Source organism: Bradyrhizobium sp. USDA 3364 (genome assembly GCF_054056355.1).
Window position 1 is genome coordinate 3,583,564 of record NZ_JBSRYG010000002.1, and the last position, 23,478, is coordinate 3,607,041.

The window sequence follows — 23,478 nt, forward strand, 5'->3', positions numbered from 1 at the left end:
CGTGCGCGCATGCGTGCCGACACCGCAACCCTCCCGCAGGCGCGGACCTCGGCGTTCGAGATTCCGGCCTGGTTCTGGATGGCATGCGGCGTCTATGCGCTGCTGCTGATCCTCGGCGACAGGCTGCTCGCCGATCCCGACACCTACTGGCAGATTGCGGTCGGCCGCTGGATCCTCGACCACCATGCGCTGCCGTCGGTCGACATCTATTCCTTCACCAAGGCGGGTCAGCCATGGGTGTCGTCGTCCTGGCTGGCGCAGGTCCTGTTCGCGACGGCCTATGACCTTGCCGGGTGGACCGGCCCCGTGGTGCTGACCGCGGCCTGCGGTGCCCTGACCTTCGCGCTGCTCACCGCGATCCTCAACCGCGCGCTGCCGGCGATCCATGCGAGCCTGATCGCGCTCGCGGCACTGGTGCTGACTTGCGGGCATCTGCTGGCGCGTCCGCATGTGCTCGCGCTGCCGGTCATGTTGGTCTGGGCGAACGGCCTGATGACGGCAAGCGAACGCCGCGAGGCTCCCTCGTTCTGGCTGCTGCCGCTGATCGCGCTCTGGGCCAATCTGCATGGCGGATTCCTGTTCGGCCTGGTGCTGGCCGGCGCCTTTGCGCTTGATGCGATCTGGAATGCCGCGCCGGCGCAGCGATTGCCGCTGGCGCTGCGCTGGACGGCATTCGGTATCGGTGCGCTGGCCGCATGCTGTGTGACGCCCTATGGATGGGGCTCGATTCTCGCCTCGCTGAAAATTCTCAACCTCGGTGAGCTGCTGCATCTCATCGACGAATGGGCGCCGGCGAATTTCAGTCACATCGACGCCTTCGAACTGTCGATTCTCGGCCTGATCGGCGCGGCGCTCTATTACGGTGTGAGGCTGCCGCTGCCGCGAATAGCCCTGGTCCTGGGCCTGCTGCATATGGCGCTATCCCATGTCAGGAATCTTGAGCTGTTCGCTCTGTTGCTGCCGCTTGCCGTGCTGACGCCGGCGGCAACCCAGTTCGGTCTGCGCGCCGCAGGCGTTGTCCGGCTGAAGGCCGTGCCGGCCGCGGCGCTCATGGCCGTGCTGGGCGCCTCGACCTGGTTCGTCGCGGCGCGCCAGGGCCTGTCGCCGCCGGCGGACCATTCGCCTGCGGCCGCCGTCGACGCGCTGAAGGCGCATCATGTGCAGCGCGTGTTCAACGATTTGCGGTTCGGCGGCTATCTGATCTGGCGTCAGGTGCCGGTGTTCGTCGACGGGCGCGCCGAGCTTTACGGCGAGACCTTCGAGATGGCCTATTACCGCGCGCTCCAGCTCAAGGACGTCGACGGCTTGCTCGCTCTGCTCAAGACCTACGACATCGATGCCGTGATGCTCGACCCGACGACGCCTGCCTCGAGGTTTCTCGATCACATCGATGGATGGCAGCGCCTCTACGCTGACGATCGTGTGGTGGTGCATGTGCGTGCGGCCGGCTAGGTGACGGTTGTGGACCATACGGCTTGGGTGTTCCCGCGCGAGATTGCCGGAGATCTGGCCTCTCAACTCCGGAAGTCGTGACATCCGCGCAATTCGGCGGCCGATTTTTGCTCTTCTTAAATGAATTGCCGTCAGATTTGCCTGCGTCGGGCGCCGGTCCGCTGCGTATCGCTTTTGCCGGCTCGTTAACGTCCCGGGGTAGAGTATGTCGTTTCAGTCCCAGCGTATTCGCGCCGTCACGCGCATTGGATTCATCTCGCTGGCCGCAGCCGTGCTGCTGTCGCCAGCGTTCGCAACGGCCGCGCCGGACCCTGACCGGATTGCGGTCAATGTCGATCAGGCCAAGCTCGTCAAGCTGCCCGTCGGCATCGCCACCATCGTGGTCGGCAATCCCCTGATCGCCGATGTCACCCTGCAGAACGGCGGGGTTGTCGTCGTGACCGGCAAGGGCTACGGCGCGACCAACTTCATCGCGCTCGACCGCACCGGCCAGGTGCTGGTGGATCGCCAGATCCAGGTCGAGGGTCCGACCGATCAGCTCGTCACCGTCTATCGCGGCGTCGATCGCGAGACCTACAGCTGCATGCCGGTGTGCCAGCGCCGCATCACGCTCGGCGACGGCGAGACCTATTTCAAGTCGACGATGGACCAGGCCGGCACGCTCAACAGCCAGGCCTCCGGGTCGGGTGCGGCCGGGAAGCCGCAGAACTGACGCGTGTCCGCCCCGGCGCTGCACAGGCCGGGGCCGCGGGCTGATCGCGGTTCGCTCGCCCGATATGGCTAAGAAAGACCTAACGGATCGGGTCGCTCTGTCTCGATCCGGCGAAATACTTCGACAATGAGTCTTGGGTAGTTGTTGCCGCCATGTTGATCCGGGGTCGTTGATGCTGCTGCCCGTTCGCTCCTTCGCGCGCCTCCTCCGCCGCTTTCACCGAAACCGCAGTGGCGTGACCGCGGTCGAATTCGCGCTGGTCGCGCCGCCGTTTTTCGCACTGCTGTTCGCGATCATCGAAGTGGCAATGATCTTCTTTGCGAGCCAGGTCCTTGAGACGGTGACGCAGGATTCGTCCCGCTTCATCATGACCGGCCAGGCCCAGGGGGCGAATTATACCCAGCAGCAGTTCAAGGATTTCGTCTGCGCGCGAGTCAATGCGATGTTCGATTGCACCAACGGCGTATACGTCGACGTGCGCAGCTATCCGTCTGCGACAGGCTTCAGCAGCGTCAACATCACGCCCATAACCGATCCCACCCAAGTGAAATGGTGTCCCGGCAAGGACGGCGACGTCGTGGTGGTTCGGCTGTTCTATCAGTGGCCGCTGTTTGTCACCAAGGTTTTCAGCTCCAGCTACCTCTCCAACGGCAAGCGGCTCCTCACCGCGACCGCGACATTCAAGAACGAGCCATCCGGAACCGCTGGAGCGACATGCTCATGAGCAAGGTCATGAAAACATTGCCCGTGGCCTTGCTGCGCTCCGTTGCTGCTCTCGCGCGTGACCGCCGCGGGCTTGCCGCCGTCGAGTTCGCTTTCATCCTGCCGCTGATGCTGGTGATGTTCTTCGGCACCGTCGAGTTTTCGTCCGGTGTCGCGGTCGACCGCAAGGTGACGCTGATGGCGCGCGCCGCCTCGGACCTGACCTCGCAGGCGACGCAGGTGGTGGATGCCGACCTCCAGAACTTCTTCAGCGCCAGCGTCGGCATCATGACGCCGTATGATGCGTCGCCGACCAAGGTCACGCTGTCGGAAATCTGCGTCAATAGCTCGAACATCGCCAAAATACAGTGGAGCAAGGCGGGGACGATCGCCTCGGGCGCCACGCAGGCCACGGTGACGGCCTCGAGCCGCAATCAGGGCGACGTGGTGACAAGCCTCGTTCCGTCGGCACTGCTGGTTGCGGGCACCTATCTGATCTTCAGCGAAGTCAGCTACAAATACGTTCCGACGATCGGCTATGTGATGGCCAAGAGCGGCGTCAATCTGACCGACGTCGCCTTTACCAGGCCGCGGCAGTCGGTGTGCGTGTTCTATGCGCCGACTTCCGCCACCATGCCGACCACCTGCCCGACCTACTAGATCGTAATGCGTTTCCACGGAAACGCATCACGATCTCATCTCTCTGTTGGAGCATGATCTTTTCGGAAAACCGGTTTCCACTTTTCCGGATCATGCTCTAGGCCGCGCGGCAGCACAGCGATCCCAACAAAAAGGGCCGCACCCGGAGGTGCGGCCCTTGATGCTTTAACGACAATTTCCTGGAGCTTCGCGCTCCCGGGAAATCGGCTTATCCGGCGGCGCGCAGATTGTCGGCCGAGGATTTGCCGGAACGGCGGTCAGCAACGATCTCGTAGGAGATCTTCTGGCCTTCACGCAGAGTGCCAAGGCCGGCGCGCTCGACTGCACTGATGTGCACGAACACGTCGTTCCCGCCTTCATCCGGCTGGATGAAGCCGTAGCCCTTGGTTGCGTTAAACCACTTCACGGTTCCCATGCTCACGTGGGTAGTCCCTTCTCAGATATACAAGTTCAAGACCCGCTAGTCGGCGGGGTGGTGAGATCGAATTTTTGGAAGGGTCGTCAGCGTCTGAACCGGCTGTACCGGTATTGGCTAATGTCGTCCGGCCGAAAATCGATGGGTAGGATATTATTCGATAGAAGCCTTCAAAACAATCCTGACGTGCGCGATTTTTTGGCCGGCGCAGCCGCCGGCCATTGTAGCGCAGGACATCAGGACGTCATGCGCGCAACAGTTGCAATTCGCCTTCTATCGGCGACGGAACTGGCCGCCGCGCTGCGCTCCGCCCCGCGGCGGGCCGCCAGGCGCGCCGCTCGGGCGTTCGTCCTTGTGCCGGAAAATCAGGCGGCCCTTTTCGAGATCGTAGGGCGACATTTCAATCGTAACGCGGTCGCCGGCCAGCGTCTTGATGCGGTTTTTCTTCATCTTGCCGGCGGTGTAGGCGACGATCTCGTGTCCGGCGTCGAGTTGTACCCGGTAACGAGCGTCGGGGAGGATTTCGGTCACCAGTCCTTCGAACTGGATCAGCTCTTCCTTAGCCATATGGTTCTCCAGATCGAGCGACGGCTAGTGCTTCGGTCGGTTGTTGCGGTTGTGTTGCGGATTCGGCCGGCTCTCGCGATGCAAGAAGGCGACGCCCTGAATGCCTTCGCTGTTGCCGGCCTGCGACGGACGCGGCGACTCGCCCCGGCTCGTCTGCGGCGCGCCATTATTACCACCCCGACGGCGGCGGCGGCGAGGGCCTTTTGTGCCAGGAGCGGCTTCATTCCCACGGACATTATGCGCGCGGGGCGCAGAGCGGCCGCCGCGGTGCGGGTGGGTGGCCTGCGAAGGCGCCGAGGCCTCGCGGCCGCCGCCCTGTGTGCGGCGGTCTTCCCGCGGCACGGTAATCCGGATCAGCCGCTCGATATCGCGCAGATAGCCCATCTCCTCGGCGCCGGCGATCAGCGAGATCGCGATCCCGTCGGCGCCGGCACGCGCGGTGCGGCCGATGCGGTGGACATAGGTCTCCGGGACGTTGGGCAGGTCGAAATTCACGACATGGCTGACGCCGTCGACGTCGATGCCGCGGGCGGCGATATCGGTCGCCACCAGGGTGCGGATCTCGCCGGAACGGAACGCCGCCAGCGTGCGCTCGCGGTGGTTTTGCGACTTGTTGCCGTGGATCGCATTGGCCTCGATGCCGGCCTTGGCAAGGCTTTTCACCACCTTGTCGGCGCCGTGCTTGGTGCGGGTGAAGACCAGGGCGCGGTTGACCGGCTCCTGCTTCAGCAACTGGGCGAGAACGGTCGGCTTGGCGGCGAAATCGACCTGAATCGCGCGCTGGGCGATGCGATCCACCGTCGAGGCCACCGGCGTCACCGCCACACGGGCGGGATCGCGCAGCATCGCCTCGGCGAGCTCGGCGATGTCCTTGGGCATGGTGGCCGAGAAGAACAGCGTCTGGCGCCGGATCGGCAACTTGGCGACGATTTTCCGGATGTCATTGATGAAGCCCATGTCGAGCATGCGGTCGGCTTCGTCGAGCACCAGGAATTCGACCTGGTTGAGCTTCAGGCCGTTGCTCTGGACGAGATCGAGCAGGCGGCCGGGGGTGGCGACCATCACCTCGACGCCCTGCATCACGGCGCGGACCTGGCGGCCCATCGGCACGCCGCCGATGGCGAGCGCCGAGGACAGCCGGATGTGGCGGCCATAGGTGTTGAAGCTGTCGAGGATCTGCCCCGACAGTTCGCGGGTCGGCGAGAGCACCAGCACCCGGCAGCTCTTGGGCTGCGGGCGGACGCGGTTCTCGAGCAGCCGGTGCAGGATCGGCAGCGCGAAGGACGCGGTCTTGCCGGTTCCGGTCTGGGCGATGCCGACGACGTCGCGGCCGGCAAGTGCGAGCGGGATGGTCTGGGCCTGGATGGGGGTCGGCGTGAGATAGTTCTCTTCTCGAAGCGCGCGGGCGATGGGATCGGCGAGGCCGAAATCCTGAAAGGAGGTCAAAAGGTGGTTCTTTCCATAAAAGCCACCATCGTCCCGGCCGGTATCGGCGGGAGGCGCATGGAGGCATTCGGGGACACCCGCGTGTCTGGGGCGTCAAGCTGGGTTAGCTGAAAGGCGAGCCAGAAGCCGCTTGGGGCAGCTTGAACACGCAGCTCGCGAAGGCACCGCGATGTCGCGGGCATGGCGAGGATATGGACCAGGAACTAGGCGGTTTCAAGATCAGATTGCAGGGATCGGCGCGCTGAATGCGCCGAACCACCGCGCAAACTGTCACAAATCGGTGCCGGAAATTTAGCCAAGAGGGCAATTTTGCCTACAAAATAATCTGATTGCTCTTTCGGCAGTCAAGTGGCCGGCTCAATGATTGGGCAGAAGCTTTCCGTATTTGCCCGGAACCCGCGAAATTATCCAGCTGGTTCATCGGCTTACGGTGCCTGCGCACCGTGGCACAGTTCTTGCGATTCCCTTAACCGCAGGCGGCCAGGCGGCCGTTTCGCAAGCGTTCACGCCTGCGTCAGGGAGACGACATTTCATGCTTACTCAGCTTACTCAAGGAATAGCGACGATGACCCGCCGCCGCGCGCTCGCGGCGACGGCCGGCCTGGTTATGGGCCTGGCTGCGTCCTCGCCCTTCGCGCCCGCGCAAGCGGCCGACGACACCATCAAGGTTGGCATTCTGCACTCGCTGTCGGGCACCATGGCCATCAGCGAGACCACGCTGAAGGACACGATCCTTTTCCTGATCGACGAGCAGAACAAGAAGGGCGGCGTGCTCGGCAAGAAGCTCGAGCCGGTCGTGGTCGACCCCGCATCGAACTGGCCGCTGTTTGCCGAAAAGGCCCGCGAGCTGATCACCAAGGACAAGGTTGCGGTCGTGTTCGGCTGCTGGACCTCGGTGTCGCGCAAGTCCGTGCTCCCGGTGTTCAAGGAGCTCAACAACATCCTGTTCTATCCGGTGCAGTATGAGGGCGAGGAGTCCGAGCGCAACGTGTTCTACACGGGTGCTGCGCCGAACCAGCAGGCGATTCCTGCCGTCGACTATCTGATGAAGGAAGAGAAGGTGAAGCGCTGGGTGCTGGCCGGCACCGACTACGTCTATCCGCGCACCACCAACAAGATCCTGGAAGCCTATCTGAAGTCGAAGGGCGTCGCCCAGGACGACATCATGATCAACTACACGCCGTTCGGTCACTCCGACTGGCAGACCATCGTGGCCGACATCAAGAAGTTCGGCTCGGCCGGCAAGAAGACGGCGGTGGTGTCCACCATCAACGGCGACGCCAACGTTCCGTTCTACAAGGAGCTCGGCAACCAGGGCATCAAGGCGACCGACATTCCGGTGGTCGCGTTCTCGGTCGGCGAAGAAGAGCTCGCCGGCATCGACACCAAGCCGCTGCTCGGCCATCTCGCCGCCTGGAACTACTTCGAGTCGATCAAGACCCCGGCGAACGAGAAGTTCATCAAGGAGTGGCAGGCCTACACCAAGAATCCGAAGCGCGTGACCAACGATCCGATGGAAGCGCACTACATCGGCTTCAACATGTGGGTGAAGGCGGTCGAGCAGGTGAAGTCGACCGATCCGGACAAGGTGATCGACGCGCTTCCGGGCATCGAGGCGCCAAACCTGACCGGCGGCGTGTCGAAGATGCTGCCGAACCACCACATCACCAAGCCGGTGTTCATCGGCGAGATCAAGGGCAACGGCCAGTTCGACGTGGTCTGGAAGACCCCGGGCCTGGTGGCCGGCGACGCCTGGTCGAAGGAGCTCGAGGGCTCCAAGGACCTGATCGGCGATTGGGTCGGCAAGAAGTGCGGCAACTACAACACCAAGACCAACAAGTGCGGCGGCCAGGGCTCTTGAGCAGCTTTAAAGGCTCCTAAGCTCCTGAGCTGATCAACGACACAACCTTCCAACACTGGAGAAGGCGGCATCGATCGCCGCCTTCTCCTCCCACTCCTGCCGGGGTACTGACGTGTTTGCCAATTGCATCGATCGTTTTCGCGCGCTTTGTCTCTCGTTCCTGCTGCTGAGCTGCCTTGCCGTGCCGGCGCTGGCTGGCCCGTTCGAGGATTCGGTCGCCAAGTTCGCCAATGACGAGTTCTCCGACACCGAAGCCGCGATCGGCGAGGTCGCCGCATCGGGCAATGCGCTGGCCTCGCCCATCATCAGCGCGCTGCAGGACGGCCGGCTGTCGGCCGATCCCGACGGCAAGAAGGTCTTCATCACGCGGACCGACGGCAAGATCGTCGACGCCGCGACGGGCGCGGCCGTCGACAAGCTGCCCGACAATGCCGCTGCCGTCCGCCTCAACAACCGCCTGCGCCGCACCGTGGAGGCCGCGCTCGGCGGCCTGACGCTGCTGTCGAGCGATCCGGCCAAGCGGCTCGCGGCTGCGCAATCGGTGTTCAAGAGCCACGAGGAGAACCTGCTGCCGACCGTCGAGGGCGCGCTCGCCAAGGAGAGCGTCAAGTCGATCAAGCAGGCTTTCGCCGAGGCGCGCGCCGCCATCATCCTGTTCAAGTCGGATGCATCCGACGTCGACAAGCTCGACGCCGTCAGCGTGGTCAAGGCGCGCGGCGACCAGGAGGCGCTGGCGCTGCTCACCGGGCTTGGCGACCAGCCGCCGCTGGTCGCCCAGGCGGCCGCGGGCGCGGTCTCCTCGATCCAGAGCAATCTCGCGATGTGGTCGATGGTGCAGAATGCCTGGTACGGCCTCTCGCTCGGCTCGGTGCTGCTGCTGGCCGCGATCGGCCTTGCCATCACCTTCGGCGTGATGGGCGTCATCAACATGGCGCATGGCGAGATGGTGATGCTCGGGGCCTACACCACCTTCGTGGTGCAGGAGGTGATCCGCACCCGCTATCCCGCGCTGTTCGACTATTCGCTGCTGATCGCGGTGCCGCTCGCCTTCCTGGTCGCCGGCTTCATCGGCGTGCTGATCGAGCGCACCATCATCCGCTTCCTCTACGGCCGCCCGCTGGAGACGCTGCTTGCGACCTGGGGCCTGTCGCTGGTGCTGCAGCAGGCGGTGCGTACCGCGTTCGGCCCGACCAACCGCGAGGTCGGCAATCCGTCCTGGATGAGCGGCGCCTTCGAGCTCGGCCAGATCACCATCACCTATAACCGGCTCTGGATCCTCTGCTTCACGCTCGCAGTGTTCGCCATCCTGCTCGCGATGCTGCGTTACACCGCGCTCGGGCTCGAGATGCGCGCGGTGACGCAGAACCGCCGCATGGCGGCGTCCATGGGCATCGCCACCTCGCGGGTCGACGCACTGACCTTCGGGCTCGGCTCGGGGATCGCCGGCATTGCCGGCGTGGCGCTGTCGCAGATCGACAATGTCAGCCCGAATCTCGGCCAGAGCTACATCATCGACTCATTCATGGTCGTGGTGTTCGGCGGCGTTGGCAATCTCTGGGGCACGCTGGTCGGCGCCTTCACGCTCGGCATCGCCAACAAGTTCCTGGAGCCGGTGGCCGGCGCGGTGCTCGGCAAGATCGCGATCCTGGTCTTGATCATCCTGTTCATCCAGAAGCGGCCGCGCGGCCTGTTCGCGCTCAAGGGCCGGGCGGTGGAAGCATGACGCCGCACATCCTCACCCGTTCGCTCGACCGCGCCGCGACCGCGTTCGTGCTGATCGTCGCCGCGGTCGGCGTGCTGATCCCGCTGTCGAACCTGCTGTTGCCGCAGGGCTCGATGTTCCAGGTGCCGACCTATCTGGTGGCGCTGTGGGGCAAGTATGTCTGCTACGCCATCCTCGCGCTCTCGATCGATCTGATCTGGGGCTATTGCGGCATCCTCTCGCTCGGCCACGGCGCGTTCTTCGCGCTCGGCGGCTACGCCATGGGCATGTACCTGATGCGGCAGATCGGCAGCCGCGGCGTCTACGGCAATCCGATCCTGCCGGACTTCATGGTGTTCCTGAACTGGGACAAACTGCCCTGGTACTGGTACGGCTTCGACAAGTTCGCCTTCGCCGCGCTGATGGTGCTGCTGGTGCCCGGCCTGCTCGCCTTCTGCTTCGGCTGGCTCGCCTTCCGCTCGCGGGTCACCGGCGTGTATCTGTCGATCATCACGCAGGCGATGACCTATGCGCTGCTGCTGGCGTTCTTCCGCAACGATTTCGGCTTCGGCGGCAACAACGGCCTGACCGACTTCAAGGATATCCTCGGCTTCAACGTGCAGGCCGAAGGCACTCGTGCCGCGCTGTTCCTGCTGAGCTGCCTGGCGCTGATCGTCGCTTTCCTGATCTGCCGCGCGATCGTGACCTCGAAGCTCGGCAAGGTGCTGATCGCGGTGCGCGACGCCGAAAGCCGGACCCGCTTCCTCGGCTATCGCGTCGAATCCTACAAGCTGTTCGTGTTCACGCTGTCGGCCTGCATGGCCGGCGTCGCCGGCGCGCTCTATGTGCCGCAGGTCGGCATCATCAATCCGAGCGAGTTCGCACCCGCCAACTCGATCGAGGCGGTGATCTGGGTCGCGGTCGGCGGCCGCGGCACGCTGGTGGGGGCCGCGCTCGGCGCCGTCGTGGTCAACTACGCCAAGACGTTCTTCACCTCGGGGCCGCTCGCGCCGTACTGGCTGTTCATGCTGGGCGCGCTGTTCATCCTGGTCACGCTGCTGTTGCCCAAGGGCATCGTCGGCACCTTCAACAGCTGGTGGGAGAAGGCACGGTACAACTCTCCCGACGCCGAGAGCGCGGCGCGCGAAGACGGCATCGGCGCACCGAACCCCGCGGAGTAGGCAGATGAACGTCATGGATACCCGCGCCACCTCGGCCATGCTCTACCTCGACGGCGTGCACGTCTCGTTCGACGGCTTCCACGCCATCAACAATCTGTCGCTGGCGCTCGAGCCCGGCGAGATGCGCGCCATCATCGGCCCGAACGGCGCCGGCAAGACCACGATGATGGACATCATCACCGGCAAGACCAAGCCGGACGAGGGCACCGTGCTGTTCGACGGTACCGTCGACCTGACCCGGCTCGACGAGACCCGGATCGCCGAGCTCGGCATCGGCCGCAAGTTCCAGAAGCCAACGGTGTTCGAGAGCCAGACCGTGCAGGACAATCTGCTGCTCGCGCTCAACGTCGATCATTCCGTGCGCGGCACGCTGTTCTGGCGCGGCAGCACGGCCGAGTCCGAGCGGATCGACAAGGTGCTGGAGACCATCCGCCTGACCGATGCGCGCAACCGCCTCGCCGGCAGCCTGTCGCACGGCCAGAAGCAATGGCTCGAGATCGGCATGCTGCTGGCGCAGGACCCGAAGGTGCTGCTGGTCGACGAGCCGGTGGCAGGGATGACCGACGTCGAAACCCACCTGACCGCGGAGCTCCTCAAGGAGATCAACAAGAACCACACCATCATGGTGGTCGAGCACGACATGACCTTCGTGCGCGAGCTCGGCGTCAAGGTGACCTGCCTGCATGAAGGTTCGGTGCTCGCCGAAGGTTCGATCGACCAGGTGTCGTCGAACGAGCGGGTGGTCGAAGTGTATCTGGGGCGCTAGGGATGCTGAAGATCGACAACATCAATCTCTATTACGGCGCGGCGCAGGCGCTGCGCGGCGTATCGCTGACCGCAGAGCCCGGCAAGGTCACCTGTGTGCTCGGCCGCAACGGCGTCGGCAAGACCTCGCTGTTGCGCGCCATGGTCGGCCAGTATCCGATCGCCTCCGGCGCGATCAATTTCGACGGCAAGGACATCACCGCGCTGAAACCCTATGAGCGGGCGCGCCGCGGCATCGGCTTCGTGCCGCAGGGTCGCGAGATCTTCCCGCTGCTGACGGTGGAAGAGAATCTCAAGACCGGCTTCGGTCCGCTGAAGCGCGAAGACCGCAACATCCCCGATGACGTGTTCTCGCTGTTTCCGGTGCTGGAGACCATGCTGGGCCGCCGCGGCGGCGACCTCTCCGGCGGCCAGCAGCAGCAACTCGCGATCGGCCGCGCGCTGGTGATGCGGCCGAAGCTGCTGCTGCTCGACGAGCCGACCGAGGGCATCCAGCCCTCGATCATCAAGGACATCGGCCGTGCCATCTCCTACCTGCGCAACCTCGGCAACATCGCCATCGTGCTGGTCGAACAATATCTCGACTTTGCCTGCGAACTCGGCGACAGTTTTGCGGTGATGGATCGGGGTGCGGTGAAATATGCCTGCGACCGCGCAAGCCTCGATCCCGCGGAGATCAGCCGCCAGATGGCGCTGTGAAGTAGATGTGACGCCGCCCTTCGTGGCGCGCGAAGGGAGCGTCGGGGGAATGCGGAGCGGGATCGCAGGCGCGGCAGCGGCGACGTTTGCGGCAAACCGCGCCCAGGGCGCAGTGCGGTTCGCGGTGCATCGCAAGGACGGCGCGACCCGCCGCGGCGACCTGCATGAGTCGGGCTCGCTGCGCGTCCGCTTCCCATCGCCAGAGGATGAAGGCCTGTCGGCCATGTTCGTCAACACCGCCGGCGGCATTGCCGGTGGGGACCGTTTTGACATTGCGATCGCAGCCGGCGAGGGCACTCGCCTGACGCTGACCGCGGCAGCGGCGGAGAAGGTCTATCGTGCTCCCGGCGCCGCTGCACGGCTTGACATTGCGCTGAACGTTGCCGCCGGTGCGCATCTCTCCTGGCTGCCGCAGGAGACCATCCTGTTCGACCGCGCCCGCATCCACCGCACGTTTGACATTGATCTCGCGGAAGGCGCCTCGCTCCTGCTCTGCGAGATCGTGGTGTTCGGCCGCGCCGCGATGGGCGAGACCATGCGTCACGGCGAATTCGTCGATCGCTGGCGGATGCGCCGTGGCGGCCGGCTGGTGTTTGCCGAGACCGTCAGGCTCGACGGCGAGATCGGCGAGAAGCTCGCACGGCCCGCGATCGCGGGCGGCGGCGCTGCGATCGGCACGGCGCTGATCGTGCCGGGCGATGAGGCGCTGGTCGAACGCATCCGCGAGGCGTCGGAGGGCTTCGGCGGCGAGGTCGGCATCTCCGCCTGGAATGGCTTTGCAATGGCGCGCTTCTGTGCCCAAGATGCGGCCCGGTTGCGCGCCGACATGATGACGGTGCTCGGCCGCGCCTCCGCCGTGCCGCTGCCGCGGCTGTGGCTCAACTAGGCATGATCCGGAAAAGTGGATACCGGTTTTCCGATAAGATCATGCCCAACTTAAACGCTTTCAAAGAACGATCAGAGTGCTCGCATGAATTTGTCTCCCCGCGAAAAGGACAAGCTGCTGGTATCGATGGCCGCCATGGTGGCGCGCCGCCGGCTCGAGCGTGGCGTCAAGCTGAACCACCCCGAGGCCATCGCGCTGATCACCGATTTCATCGTCGAGGGCGCGCGCGACGGCCGCACCGTCGCCGAGCTGATGCAGGCTGGCGCCAAGGTCCTGACCCGCGCGCAGGTGATGGATGGCATCCCGGAGATGATCCATGACATCCAGGTCGAGGCGACATTCCCCGACGGCACCAAGCTCGTCACCGTGCACGAGCCGATCCGATAGGAGCGCGACATGATCCCCGGCGAACTCTTCATCAAGGACGGCGAGATCGAGCTCAATGCCGGCCGCAAGACCGTGACGCTGTCGGTCGCCAACACCGGTGACCGCCCGATCCAGGTCGGCTCGCACTACCATTTCTTCGAGACCAATCCGGCCTTGAAATTCGACCGCAGACGCGCCCGCGGCATGCGCCTCGACATCGCCGCCGGCACCGCCGTCCGCTTCGAACCCGGCCAGACCCGCGACGTCCAACTCGTCGCACTCGCCGGCAAGCGGGTCATCTACGGCTTCCGTGCCGAGGTGAAGGGGAAGTTGTGATCTTACGCGACACGATCGAGGCAGCGGAGCAAGCGGCACCCCTCTCCCTAACCCTCCCCCGCAAGGGGGGAGGGAACCCTTCCGCCGGTGGCTCCCTTACGTCTGACATCGATGGTGAGGTGCAGCCGTGACGCACGCTCGAGCAGTTGCGATACGAGGTAAGGTGAGCACTCCAGTCAGGCTCCCTCCCCCCTTGCGGGGGAGGGTTGGGGAGAGGGGTAAGCCGCGGGCTCCGAGAGAAGAGATTTGGCGACCTTGCAGGAGAGGGGTATGCCGCACACCCAAGTGAGCGACATCCAGCGCGATCGCGCCAAGCAGCTCCGCCGCACGATGACGCGCGCGGAGACCTTGCTGTGGCGTCACCTCAAAGCCGATCGCCTCGCCGGCCTCAACTTTCGCCGCCAGGTGCCGATCGGCAATTACGTCGCCGATTTTGTCGCGCACGCCTGCAAGCTCGTCGTCGAGATTGACGGAGAGAGCCACGATTTTGAGGAGCGCATCCACCATGATGAACGGCGGGATGCGTGGCTCAAGTCGCGCGGATATCGTGTCCTTCGTTTCACTAACGACGACGTGCTGAAAAACCTGGAGGGGGTCGTTCTCAGCATCGCGGAAGCAGCTGAGCAAGCGGCACCCCTCTCCCTAACCCTCCCCCGCAAGGGGGGAGGGAACCCTTCCGCCGGTGCCTCCCTTACATTGGACGCCGATGGCGAGGAGAAACCGTAGTGGAACGTGGAAGGCTAACGACGCCACGTGAGGTGGGCACACTCGTCAGGCTCCCTCCCCCCTTGCGGGGGAGGGTTGGGGAGAGGGGTAAGCCCCGGGCGCTGACAGACGTCGTTCTTCACCCCTGCGGATGCGATCAAAGGGGAGCGCCGTAATCCAATGCTTCCTGCAATCCGCCTTGTCTCCGAAGCCGCCGAACTTGCCGCGCGCCGTCATAACGGCATGGCGCGCAAGGGGCGGGGCAGTGAGCCCTACATCAACCATCTCGCCGAGGTCGCGAACCTGCTGGCGCAGGTGACCGACGGCGCCGATGCGGAGCTGGTGGCTGCCGGTTGGCTGCACGACACGATCGAGGACACCGAGACAACGCGCGAGGAGCTCGCCGAGAGGTTCAGCGCGCGCGTCGCCGGTCTCGTCGTCGAATGCACCGACGACATGAGTTTGTCAAAGGCCGAGCGACGGCGGAGGCAGATCGCGGACGCCCCGCACAAATCGCCGGGCGCAAAGCTGATCAAGATCGCCGACAAGGTCAGCAATATCGGCGCACGTATCTTGCCGAGCCCGAACAAGGACGAGCGCGACGATCTCGCCGACTATGCGGCATGGGCTGACAAGGTCGTTGCCGGTTGCCGGGGCATCAATCCTCGGCTCGACCGCATTTTCGACGACACCATTGCGCGCGCCAGGGCTGCGCTGGTTGAAACTGGGGGCTGATATGTCCGTGAAGATCAAGCGTTCCGTCTATGCCGACATGTTCGGCCCGACCACCGGCGACAAGGTGCGGCTCGCCGACACCGATCTGATCATCGAGGTCGAGAAGGATCTCACCACCTATGGCGAGGAGGTGAAGTTCGGCGGCGGCAAGGTGATCCGCGACGGCATGGGGCAATCGCAAGTGACCAACGCGCAAGGCGCGGCCGATACCGTGATCACCAACGCGCTGATCGTCGATCACTGGGGCATCGTGAAGGCCGACGTCGCGATCAGGGAGGGCATGATCGCCGCGATCGGCAAGGCCGGCAATCCCGACATCCAGCCCAACGTCACCATCGTGATCGGTCCCGGCACCGACGTGATCGCGGGCGAGGGCAAGATTCTCACCGCCGGCGGATTCGACAGCCACATCCACTTCATCTGCCCGCAGCAGATCGAGCACGCGCTGATGGCGGGCGTCACCTCGATGTTAGGGGGCGGCACCGGCCCGTCGCACGGCACCTTCGCCACCACCTGCACGCCGGGCCCATGGCACATGGGACGGATGATCCAGTCGTTCGACGCCTTCCCGGTCAATCTCGGCATCTCGGGCAAGGGCAATGCGTCGCGTCCGGCGGCGCTGGTCGAGATGATCAAGGGCGGCGCCTGCGCGCTGAAGCTGCACGAGGACTGGGGCACCACGCCGTCGGCGATCGACACCTGTCTTTCGGTGGCCGACGATTACGACGTCCAGGTCATGCTGCATTCGGACACGCTGAACGAATCCGGGTTCGTCGAGGACACCGTGAAGGCGTTCAAGGGCCGTACCATCCACGCCTTCCACACCGAAGGCGCCGGCGGCGGGCACGCGCCGGATATCATTAAAATCGCCGGCCTGAAGAACGTGCTGCCGTCGTCGACCAATCCGACAAGGCCGTTCACCCGCAACACCATCGACGAGCATCTCGACATGCTGATGGTCTGCCACCACCTCGATCCGTCGATCGCCGAGGACCTCGCCTTTGCCGAAAGCCGGATCCGCAAGGAGACCATCGCCGCCGAGGACATCCTGCACGATCTCGGCGCGCTCTCGATGATGTCGTCGGACTCGCAGGCGATGGGCCGGCTTGGCGAAGTCATCATCCGCACCTGGCAGACCGCCGACAAGATGAAGAAGCAGCGCGGCGCGCTGCCGCAGGACAAGGGCAACGACAACGACAATTTCCGCGTCAAGCGCTACATCGCCAAATACACCATCAATCCGGCGATCGCGCATGGCGTGTCGAAGCTGATCGGCTCGGTCGAGAAGGGCAAGCTCGCCGACCTCGTGCTGTGGTCGCCGGCGTTCTTCGGCGTCAAGCCGGACTGCATCATCAAGGGCGGCTCGATCGTGGCGGCGCCGATGGGCGATCCCAACGCCTCGATCCCGACGCCGCAGCCGGTGCACTATCAGCCGATGTTCGCCGCCTTCGGCAAGTCGCTCACCGCGTCCTCCGTGGTGTTCACCTCGAAGGCCGCGGTTACCGGCGGCCTCGCCCGCAAGCTCGGCATCTCCAAGAAGCTCTACGCGGTGCAGAACACCCGCGGAAAGATCTCCAAGAAGAGCATGATCCACAATGATGCGACGCCCGAGATCGAGGTCGATCCGGAGACCTATGAGGTCCGCGCAGACGGCGAGCTCCTGACCTGCGCGCCGGCCGAGGTGCTGCCCATGGCCCAGCGCTATTTTATGTTCTAGAACCGGTAACGAGAGCGTTTTCGAGCGAAATGGATTTCCGGTTCGCGGAACGAAACGCGTCGAAACAAGACTCGAGACAAAAGAGAAAACCGGGAGGAATTTCCGTGATTTACGTCGTTGCTACGCTGACCATCAAGCCCGAGACCCGCGCCGAATTCATCGCTGCGGCGACGGCCTGTATCAAGGAAACCCGCAAGGAGCCCGGCAACATCGCCTATGATCTGCACGAGAGCGTCACCGACCACAGCAAGATGGTGTTCGTCGAGCAGTGGGAGAACGCCGAGGCGCTGGTGCCGCATCGCACCGCCGAGCACATGAAGACATTCGGGCGGGTTGCCGTGAAGTGCATGGCCGCGCCGCCGAAGATCGAGGTGATCACGCCCGAGAAGGTCGACGTCCGCTAAACCAACAACAAGAACGGAAGAAACGTCATGATCTATGTCATCGCGACCACGCCGATGAAGCCGGAAAACAAGGACGACTTCATCAGGGGACACAAGGCCTGCATCGTCGAGACCCACAAGGAGAAGGGTTGCCTCTCCTACGAGGGCCATGTCAGCGTCAATGATCCCAATCTGTATGTGGTGGTGGAGCGCTGGGAAACCCGCGACGACCTCACCGCGCACAGCAAGGCGCCGCACATGAAGGTGTGGCGCGAATATTCAGCCGACATGAAGACCGGGCCGACGGTGATCGAGATCATCAGCGATGGCAAGGTTCAGAAGCTCTAACACGTCCATGAAGGGTTCGATGATCCGCGCAACCAAGGTTCTGGGCCAGCATCGCTGGACGGAAGCGGCGGCAGACACCGTCGTGCTCGATTTCGACGACCGGCACCGGCGGCGAATGGCGATGACCGGGACGCGCGGGCTCGAATTCCTGCTCGATCTCGAAAACGCCGTCGCGCTGCGCGGCGGCGACGCGCTGGTGCTGGAGGACGGCCGCCTCGTCGAGGTGGTCGCGGCTGCCGAGCCGCTCGCGGAAATCCGCGGCAGCGATCCGCATCATCTGATCCGGGTCGCCTGGCATCTCGGCAATCGCCATCTGCCGACGCAGATCATGCCGAAGGGCCTGCGCATCCGCAGGGATCACGTGATCGAGGCGATGGTGAAGGGTTTGGGCGCCCGTGTCATCGAGATCGAGGCGCCGTTCGATCCCGAGGGCGGTGCCTATGCCGAGCATGCGCATGCCGACGCGCACGCGCATGGTCACACCGGGCACGATCACGCCCACAGCCATGCGCACGACCATGATCATCATCACGGCCGGGATCACCACGATCATGCGCATGACCACGACCATCACCATGATGAGCATTGCGACCATGCTCGTCATCACCACGACCACTCCCATGCTCATGACCACAAATGAGCCCGATCCCGCCGCGATGCGCGGCGGGATGGCGGAGGACGAGGCGGCCGCGCTGTACCGGCTGATGACTTGGCTGTCGCCGTCCTTTCCGGTCGGAGCGTTCGCCTATTCGAGCGGCATCGAATGGGCGGTCGAGGCCGGCGACATCACCGATGCCGCGACGCTGCGTGGCTGGCTCGCCGCGATGCTCATTGATGGCAGCGGATTCTGCGATGCCGTGTTGCTCGCGCAGAGCCATCGTGCAGCGTCGGAGCCCGATCATGCCGGGCTGAAGCAGATCGCCGAACTTGCCGCGGCTTTCGTGCCGTCGCGCGAGCGGCAGCTCGAGACCACGACGCAGGGGCGCGCCTTCATCGAGATCGCCCGCGCGGCCTGGAATTCACCCGGCCTCGATACGATGGTTGCGGCCTGCGACGGCGTGATCGTCTACCCGGTCGCGGTCGGAATCGTCAGCGCCGCGCATGGCGTCCGGCTGGCGCCGTCGCTGCACGCCTTCCTGCATGCCGTGGTCTCGAACTGGATTTCCGCGGGCAGCCGGCTGATCCCGCTCGGGCAGACCGACAGCCAGCGCGTGCTGGCCGGTCTCGAACCGGCCGTGGCCGCGACCGCGGCGCGGGCCGATGCGGCCTCGCTCGATGATCTCGGCAGCGCGACCTTTCGGGCCGATCTCGCAAGCCTGCGTCACGAGACGCAGTACACGCGGCTGTTCCGGTCATGATGGGCAGCTCTCCCCAGCCGTCGTCCCGGCGAAGGCCGGGACCCATAACCACCGATGCTTATGGTTACACCGTGCTGGGGCCGCTATTTGCGTCAACAATCGCTGCTTGTGGTTATGGGTCCCGGCCTTCGCCGGGACGACGATGGATGGATTGATATGCCCACTTCTCACGGCCCACTCCGCGTCGGCGTCGGCGGTCCGGTCGGCTCCGGCAAGACCGCGCTGATGGATTTGCTCTGCAAGTCGATGCGCGAGCGCTACGACATCGCGGCGATCACCAACGACATCTACACCAAATGGGATGCCGAGTTTCTGGTGCGCTCCGGCTCGCTGACGCCGGACCGCATCGCGGGTGTCGAGACCGGCGGCTGCCCGCACACCGCGATCCGCGAGGACGCCTCGATGAATCTTGCCGCGGTCGCCGACATGCGGGCGAAATTCCCCGATCTCGATCTGGTCCTGATCGAGTCCGGCGGCGACAATCTGGCGGCGACCTTCTCGCCGGAATTGGCCGACCTGACGATCTACGTCATCGACGTCGCCGCCGGCGACAAGATCCCCTCCAAGGGCGGGCCCGGCATCACGCGATCGGACCTCCTGGTGATCAACAAGATCGACCTCGCGCCCCATGTCGGTGCGTCGCTTGAGAAGATGGACACCGACGCCAGGCGGATGCGCGGCGAGCGGCCCTTCGTGATGACCAATCTGAAGAAGAGCGACGGCCTCGACCGCATCATCAGCTTCATCGAGACCAAGGGCGGCCTTCGGTCGCAGGCTGTGGGCAAGGCGAGGTAGCGCGTTAATCATTGTGGCGGACGCCGGGTTTGTTCTTTCCAGCGGAGCAAGCGGCACCCTCTCCCCAGCCCTCCCACGCCGCGTCGCGCTTCGTGAAGTGAGGTGAGCACGATGGTCCGGCTTCCTCCCCCTTGCGGGGGAGGGTTGGGAGAGGGGTGTGCGCCGAACTCCGGCGAAAGTGATTTCGGCATCTGTGTCTCTCCGCCGCAAAAAAGCTGCGCAATCGCCGGAACAATTTCCAACTTTGTCGATTAGCAACCTTTGGCGCCGCCAAAGACCGCCGGGTGGCGTCGTCGTTAATGCTGCCGACCGGCTCCTGTTGCGTACCGATGATCGCTATTCCATATTCCTTTGCGGCTGGCGTTCACCGCACCCTGATTTGTCGCCGCTCCCACAGAAGCAAGATGCCTTCCGTTCCCTTTCGCCACCCCCTGATTGCCGAGTAAGCGTGTGGTTCGACTGGGCTTCATCGTTGCGTTGATTGCACTGATCGGAGTTCTGCTCTCCGGTCTCGCCGCCTATCGCGTGCACGATCAGGAACTCGCGATCGACGGCATCGCGCTGGCGCGGGCGATCGACGTTCATGCCAGCCTGGTGCAGGACCGCCTGACCGAACGCGAGCTGCTGGCGCGGGTGGCCTCGGGCCTGTTCCGTGCGCCGTCGATGGTGAAGGCCAACATGCTGCAGCCGCTGCGCTCGGCGATCTATGCCTTCAAGACCGATTTCGTCGTCGCCGCCTGGATCGCGCGCCTCAAGCCGAACGAGCTGAGCGCAGCCGAGGCCGAGCTGAAGGCCAACGGCTTCACCAATCCGACCATCCGGGATTTCGATGACCAGGCGCTCGACCTCAAGGCACTCGACAAGCCGATCAACGTGCTGATGGATGTCGAGCCGCGCAATCCGGAAACCCTGAGCATCCCCGGCCGCGCCTTCGACCGCCATTCGGTGGTCGGTCCGATGCTGGCGCGGGCGATGGCGAACGCCAAGCCGGTGGCGTCGGACCCGGTGCCGCTGCTGCGGCAGAATGGCCCGGTCGGTGTCGTGCTCGCCGCGCCGGTGTTCCAGGAGGGCGCTTCCGAGCCGGCCGGCTTCATCACTTTTTCCTACGAGCTGTCGTCGCTGATGCTGACCAATGACGACTCTTCGCTGTTCGCGGTGGCGCTGAAGGATCCGCGCGATTCCAACGACGAGTTCACCGCCAACGAGCAGGGCATCGTCACCTCGCGCGCGGTGCGCCAGGACGGCCCGCTGCCGTCGATGGTGCGCACGGTGACGTTCGGCGGCCGCGACTGGTCGCTCGACTATTACGCCAAGAGCAACGCCACGGTGCGCGCGCAGCAGACCGCGACCATCGTCGCGGCGATCGGCCTCGCGTTGACCGGCATCGTCTGCGGCCTGTTCGGTTATGTCGCCTACAACAATTTGCGCCTCAGCCGCGAGATCGAGGTCCGGATCGGTTTCGAGCGCCGGCTGACCGCGGTCATCGACGAGCTCAACCATCGGGTCAAGAACATCCTCGCCGTGATCCAGTCGATCGTGACCCGCACGCTGCGCCACGGCGCCGATATCGACGTCGCGCGCGAGCTCTTGATCGGGCGCATCCACGCGATGTCGAACGTCGTCACGCTGCTCAGCGAGAGCCAGTGGCAGGGCGTCAAGCTGAAGGGCCTGTTCGAATCGCGCTCGATCCCGCATGCCGACCGCATCGCGGTGAACGGTCCCGACATCACCGTCAGCGCCCGCGCCGCGCAATCGCTGTCGCTGCTGTTCTTCGAGCTCGCCTCGCATTCCGACGAAGGGCTGTCGCTGGTCGGCAAGCATCCGCACATCGTCGCCAATTGGGAGGTCGCGGGCGACGATGCGGACGCGGTCTTCCACTTCCGCTGGGAGGAATTCAACACCAGCCAGGCGACGCGGCGCGTCGACAGCGACTTCGGCCTGATCCTGCTCGACCGCGTCGCGCCCGAGGCACTCGGCGGCACCGCGAAGCGCTACTTCACCGACGTCTCCTATGTCTATGAGCTGTCCGCGCCGATGGACACCGTGGTTGACATGACCGAGCGCGACCGCACCGAGCAGTTCTCCGCCCCGCTGCGCCCGGTGAAGAAGTAGCAGCTGCCTCAGGTTGTGCGGGCAGATCGCCGCGCGGATTGATTGAAATCAAGCTCGTGACCCTGTGCCCGGTATCCGTAGTTGCCGGCTGCTAGCGTTAAAACTTCGTTGAACATGCTTCGGCATATACCGAGCAGGATACCGTCTGAGGACCCCGATGAGGCTTTGGGTCAGCCTGACCTTGCTCGCGGCAGTTTTGCCGGTAGGGCTGTCGCTTGCCTTGACCCCGGCGACGGCGCCGAGCGACCCTGCGACAATTCGCGCCAGCTATCGCCGCCCGGACGTCGTTCCCTTCCCGAGCAGCAATCCCTATTCGGAGGCGAAGTCCGCGCTCGGCCAGATGCTGTTCTTCGATCCGCTGCTGTCGCGGTCCAAGACGCACTCCTGCGCGAGCTGCCACAAGCCGAGCCTGTCATGGGCCGACGGGCTTCCGCGCGCCATCGGCGAGGATCCGAAGGGCCTGCCGATCCGCTCGCCGACGCTGATCGACGTGGCCTTCTTCGAGCCGCTGGGATGGGACGGCAAGTTCAAGGATCTCGAATCCGTCGCGTTCGGGCCGATCCTCAGTCCGATGAACCTGAACATGACCGAGCCGGAATTGATCGCGCGTCTCTCGGCGATCCCGGGCTATGTCGATGCGTTCGCCAAGGCCTTCGGAGACGGCGCGATCACGCGGCCGAGGATCGAGCAGTCGCTCGCGACCTTCGAGCGCTCCATCGTCGCAGGCGAGGCGCCGTTCGACCGCTGGATCAAGGGCGACGATACCGCCATCAGCGCATCGGCCCAGCACGGCTTTGAGCTTTTCAACGGCAAGGCGCGCTGTTCGTCCTGCCACAGCGGCCCGTCCTTCTCCGACGGGTCGTTTCAGGATATCGGCACCGCCAAGGGCCACGACATCGGGCGCGGCCATTTCTTTCCGACGTCGGCGAAGCTGAAATACGCGTTCAAGACCCCGACCCTGCGCGACGTCGCGCGCCGTGCGCCCTACATGCACGACGGATCGGTCGCGACGCTGGAAGATGTCATCGAGCTCTACAACAGGGGCGGGATCGAGCGGCCGAGCCGGTCACCCGACATCAGGCCATTGTCCTTGACGGCGGGCGAGAAGAAGGACCTCATCGCCTTCCTGCAAACCCTGACCGCCACGGACCCGCCGGTGGCGGGGATCCCCAAGCTGCCGCGCTGATCGCGGCGCAAGGCCGGCTGGACAAGGCTGGCTGGAAAAGGCTGCTTCGAACTGGGCGCGTCAGGCGAGGTGCGGCAGCGCGGCGCCCAGGAGGCCAAGCCCGACGATCAGGAATGCGCCGGCGCAGGTTTCCAGCGCCGCCGTGCGCGACGGGGACGATTTTGTCACATAGGCCAGGGCCGACCCCACCCCGATACTGACGACGCTCAACGCTCCGAACATTTAACCGGCCTCCCGATCCGATTTGTCCGGGTTTCACTACGACAGTTGAATTGAGCCCCCGTGCCGGAATTAGCTAAAATTCGATGGAACCGGCTGAAAAGACTGCACCAATGGACAGGCCGGGGGGCGCCCGCCACAATTAACCACAATGCAACCAAGAGGTGTCG

The 23,478-nt window shown here is 64.5% G+C and carries 26 protein-coding genes; 22 read left to right on the forward strand and 4 right to left on the reverse strand.

Annotated elements, in window-relative coordinates; translation table 11 throughout:
• Positions 1-9 precede the first annotated feature (9 nt).
• The 4 genes from ACVILL_RS16800 to ACVILL_RS16815 all read left to right on the forward strand — a co-directional run bounded on the left by ACVILL_RS16800 (position 10) and on the right by ACVILL_RS16815 (position 3,526).
• Complete coding sequence (locus ACVILL_RS16800; protein WP_456730068.1) at positions 10-1,452, forward strand: hypothetical protein; 1,443 nt, start codon at positions 10-12, stop codon at positions 1,450-1,452.
• Between the two features lie 205 nt (positions 1,453-1,657).
• The gene (locus ACVILL_RS16805; RefSeq protein ID WP_456730069.1) at positions 1,658-2,164 is read left to right on the forward strand and encodes a pilus assembly protein N-terminal domain-containing protein; all 507 of its coding nucleotides are present in this window, start codon (positions 1,658-1,660) and stop codon (positions 2,162-2,164) included.
• Between the two features lie 172 nt (positions 2,165-2,336).
• Positions 2,337-2,888, forward strand: coding sequence for a TadE/TadG family type IV pilus assembly protein (locus tag ACVILL_RS16810; protein ID WP_456730070.1), 552 nt, complete (start codon positions 2,337-2,339; stop codon positions 2,886-2,888).
• Positions 2,889-2,896: 8 nt separating this feature from the next.
• Entirely contained in the window at positions 2,897-3,526 is a 630-nt protein-coding gene (locus tag ACVILL_RS16815; RefSeq protein WP_456730071.1) for a TadE/TadG family type IV pilus assembly protein, read from the forward strand.
• 208 nt (positions 3,527-3,734) lie between these two features.
• Here the strand turns inward: ACVILL_RS16815 and ACVILL_RS16820 are convergent, their stop codons facing one another.
• The 3 genes from ACVILL_RS16820 to ACVILL_RS16830 all read right to left on the reverse strand — a co-directional run bounded on the left by ACVILL_RS16820 (position 3,735) and on the right by ACVILL_RS16830 (position 5,954).
• A complete protein-coding gene (locus ACVILL_RS16820) occupies positions 3,735-3,947 on the reverse strand; it encodes a cold-shock protein (RefSeq protein WP_016842648.1) in 213 nt (70 codons plus the stop codon).
• A 267-nt stretch (positions 3,948-4,214) separates the two neighbouring features.
• Complete coding sequence (gene infA, locus ACVILL_RS16825; RefSeq protein WP_016842649.1) at positions 4,215-4,508, reverse strand: translation initiation factor IF-1; 294 nt, start codon at positions 4,506-4,508, stop codon at positions 4,215-4,217.
• Positions 4,509-4,532: 24 nt separating this feature from the next.
• Positions 4,533-5,954 carry a DEAD/DEAH box helicase gene (locus ACVILL_RS16830; RefSeq protein ID WP_456730072.1) on the reverse strand — a complete coding sequence of 474 codons (1,422 nt, stop codon included), beginning with the start codon at positions 5,952-5,954 and terminating at the stop codon, positions 4,533-4,535.
• 532 nt (positions 5,955-6,486) lie between these two features.
• Here ACVILL_RS16830 and urtA point away from each other — a divergent pair.
• The 18 genes from urtA (at position 6,487) to ACVILL_RS16920 (ending at position 23,089) form a co-directional block, all read left to right on the forward strand.
• Positions 6,487-7,815, forward strand: a complete 1,329-nt coding sequence (gene urtA, locus ACVILL_RS16835) for an urea ABC transporter substrate-binding protein (RefSeq protein ID WP_456730073.1) — start codon at positions 6,487-6,489, stop codon at positions 7,813-7,815.
• A gap of 127 nt (positions 7,816-7,942) precedes the next feature.
• Positions 7,943-9,538: an urea ABC transporter permease subunit UrtB gene (gene urtB / locus ACVILL_RS16840; protein ID WP_456734280.1), complete on the forward strand. Its 1,596-nt coding sequence runs from the start codon at positions 7,943-7,945 to the stop codon at positions 9,536-9,538.
• Positions 9,535-10,698: an urea ABC transporter permease subunit UrtC gene (urtC, locus tag ACVILL_RS16845; RefSeq protein ID WP_456730074.1), complete on the forward strand. Its 1,164-nt coding sequence runs from the start codon at positions 9,535-9,537 to the stop codon at positions 10,696-10,698. Before urtB ends, urtC begins: the two co-directional genes overlap by 4 nt.
• Before the next feature lie 4 nt (positions 10,699-10,702).
• Complete coding sequence (urtD, locus tag ACVILL_RS16850) at positions 10,703-11,464, forward strand: urea ABC transporter ATP-binding protein UrtD (protein WP_456730075.1); 762 nt, start codon at positions 10,703-10,705, stop codon at positions 11,462-11,464.
• 2 nt (positions 11,465-11,466) lie between these two features.
• A complete protein-coding gene (urtE, locus tag ACVILL_RS16855; protein ID WP_024581870.1) occupies positions 11,467-12,162 on the forward strand; it encodes an urea ABC transporter ATP-binding subunit UrtE in 696 nt (231 codons plus the stop codon).
• A gap of 49 nt (positions 12,163-12,211) precedes the next feature.
• On the forward strand, positions 12,212-13,048 hold the full coding sequence (locus tag ACVILL_RS16860; protein WP_456730076.1) for an urease accessory protein UreD: 837 nt from the start codon (positions 12,212-12,214) through the stop codon (positions 13,046-13,048).
• A gap of 84 nt (positions 13,049-13,132) precedes the next feature.
• Complete coding sequence (locus ACVILL_RS16865) at positions 13,133-13,435, forward strand: urease subunit gamma (RefSeq protein WP_050387204.1); 303 nt, start codon at positions 13,133-13,135, stop codon at positions 13,433-13,435.
• A 9-nt stretch (positions 13,436-13,444) separates the two neighbouring features.
• Complete coding sequence (locus ACVILL_RS16870; protein WP_229196673.1) at positions 13,445-13,750, forward strand: urease subunit beta; 306 nt, start codon at positions 13,445-13,447, stop codon at positions 13,748-13,750.
• A gap of 270 nt (positions 13,751-14,020) precedes the next feature.
• Positions 14,021-14,476: an endonuclease domain-containing protein gene (locus tag ACVILL_RS16875; RefSeq protein WP_456730077.1), complete on the forward strand. Its 456-nt coding sequence runs from the start codon at positions 14,021-14,023 to the stop codon at positions 14,474-14,476.
• Between the two features lie 159 nt (positions 14,477-14,635).
• Positions 14,636-15,190, forward strand: a complete 555-nt coding sequence (locus ACVILL_RS16880) for an HD domain-containing protein (RefSeq protein ID WP_456730078.1) — start codon at positions 14,636-14,638, stop codon at positions 15,188-15,190.
• Between the two features lies 1 nt (position 15,191).
• On the forward strand, positions 15,192-16,907 hold the full coding sequence (ureC, locus tag ACVILL_RS16885; RefSeq protein WP_456730079.1) for an urease subunit alpha: 1,716 nt from the start codon (positions 15,192-15,194) through the stop codon (positions 16,905-16,907).
• A 104-nt stretch (positions 16,908-17,011) separates the two neighbouring features.
• Entirely contained in the window at positions 17,012-17,311 is a 300-nt protein-coding gene (locus ACVILL_RS16890; protein ID WP_024581875.1) for a putative quinol monooxygenase, read from the forward strand.
• Positions 17,312-17,338: 27 nt separating this feature from the next.
• On the forward strand, positions 17,339-17,638 hold the full coding sequence (locus tag ACVILL_RS16895; RefSeq protein WP_456730080.1) for a putative quinol monooxygenase: 300 nt from the start codon (positions 17,339-17,341) through the stop codon (positions 17,636-17,638).
• Between the two features lie 19 nt (positions 17,639-17,657).
• Positions 17,658-18,278: an urease accessory protein UreE gene (ureE, locus tag ACVILL_RS16900; RefSeq protein WP_456730081.1), complete on the forward strand. Its 621-nt coding sequence runs from the start codon at positions 17,658-17,660 to the stop codon at positions 18,276-18,278.
• A complete protein-coding gene (locus tag ACVILL_RS16905; protein WP_456734281.1) occupies positions 18,259-18,996 on the forward strand; it encodes an urease accessory protein UreF in 738 nt (245 codons plus the stop codon). Before ureE ends, ACVILL_RS16905 begins: the two co-directional genes overlap by 20 nt.
• A gap of 156 nt (positions 18,997-19,152) precedes the next feature.
• Positions 19,153-19,791, forward strand: a complete 639-nt coding sequence (gene ureG, locus ACVILL_RS16910) for an urease accessory protein UreG (RefSeq protein ID WP_456730082.1) — start codon at positions 19,153-19,155, stop codon at positions 19,789-19,791.
• A 450-nt stretch (positions 19,792-20,241) separates the two neighbouring features.
• Positions 20,242-21,903, forward strand: a complete 1,662-nt coding sequence (locus ACVILL_RS16915; protein ID WP_456730083.1) for a CHASE domain-containing protein — start codon at positions 20,242-20,244, stop codon at positions 21,901-21,903.
• Positions 21,904-22,060: 157 nt separating this feature from the next.
• Positions 22,061-23,089, forward strand: coding sequence for a cytochrome-c peroxidase (locus ACVILL_RS16920; protein ID WP_456730084.1), 1,029 nt, complete (start codon positions 22,061-22,063; stop codon positions 23,087-23,089).
• Between the two features lie 60 nt (positions 23,090-23,149).
• On the opposite strand, the gene ACVILL_RS16925 is transcribed toward ACVILL_RS16920, so the two are convergent.
• A complete protein-coding gene (locus ACVILL_RS16925) occupies positions 23,150-23,311 on the reverse strand; it encodes a hypothetical protein (RefSeq protein WP_456730085.1) in 162 nt (53 codons plus the stop codon).
• Positions 23,312-23,478 lie beyond the last annotated feature (167 nt).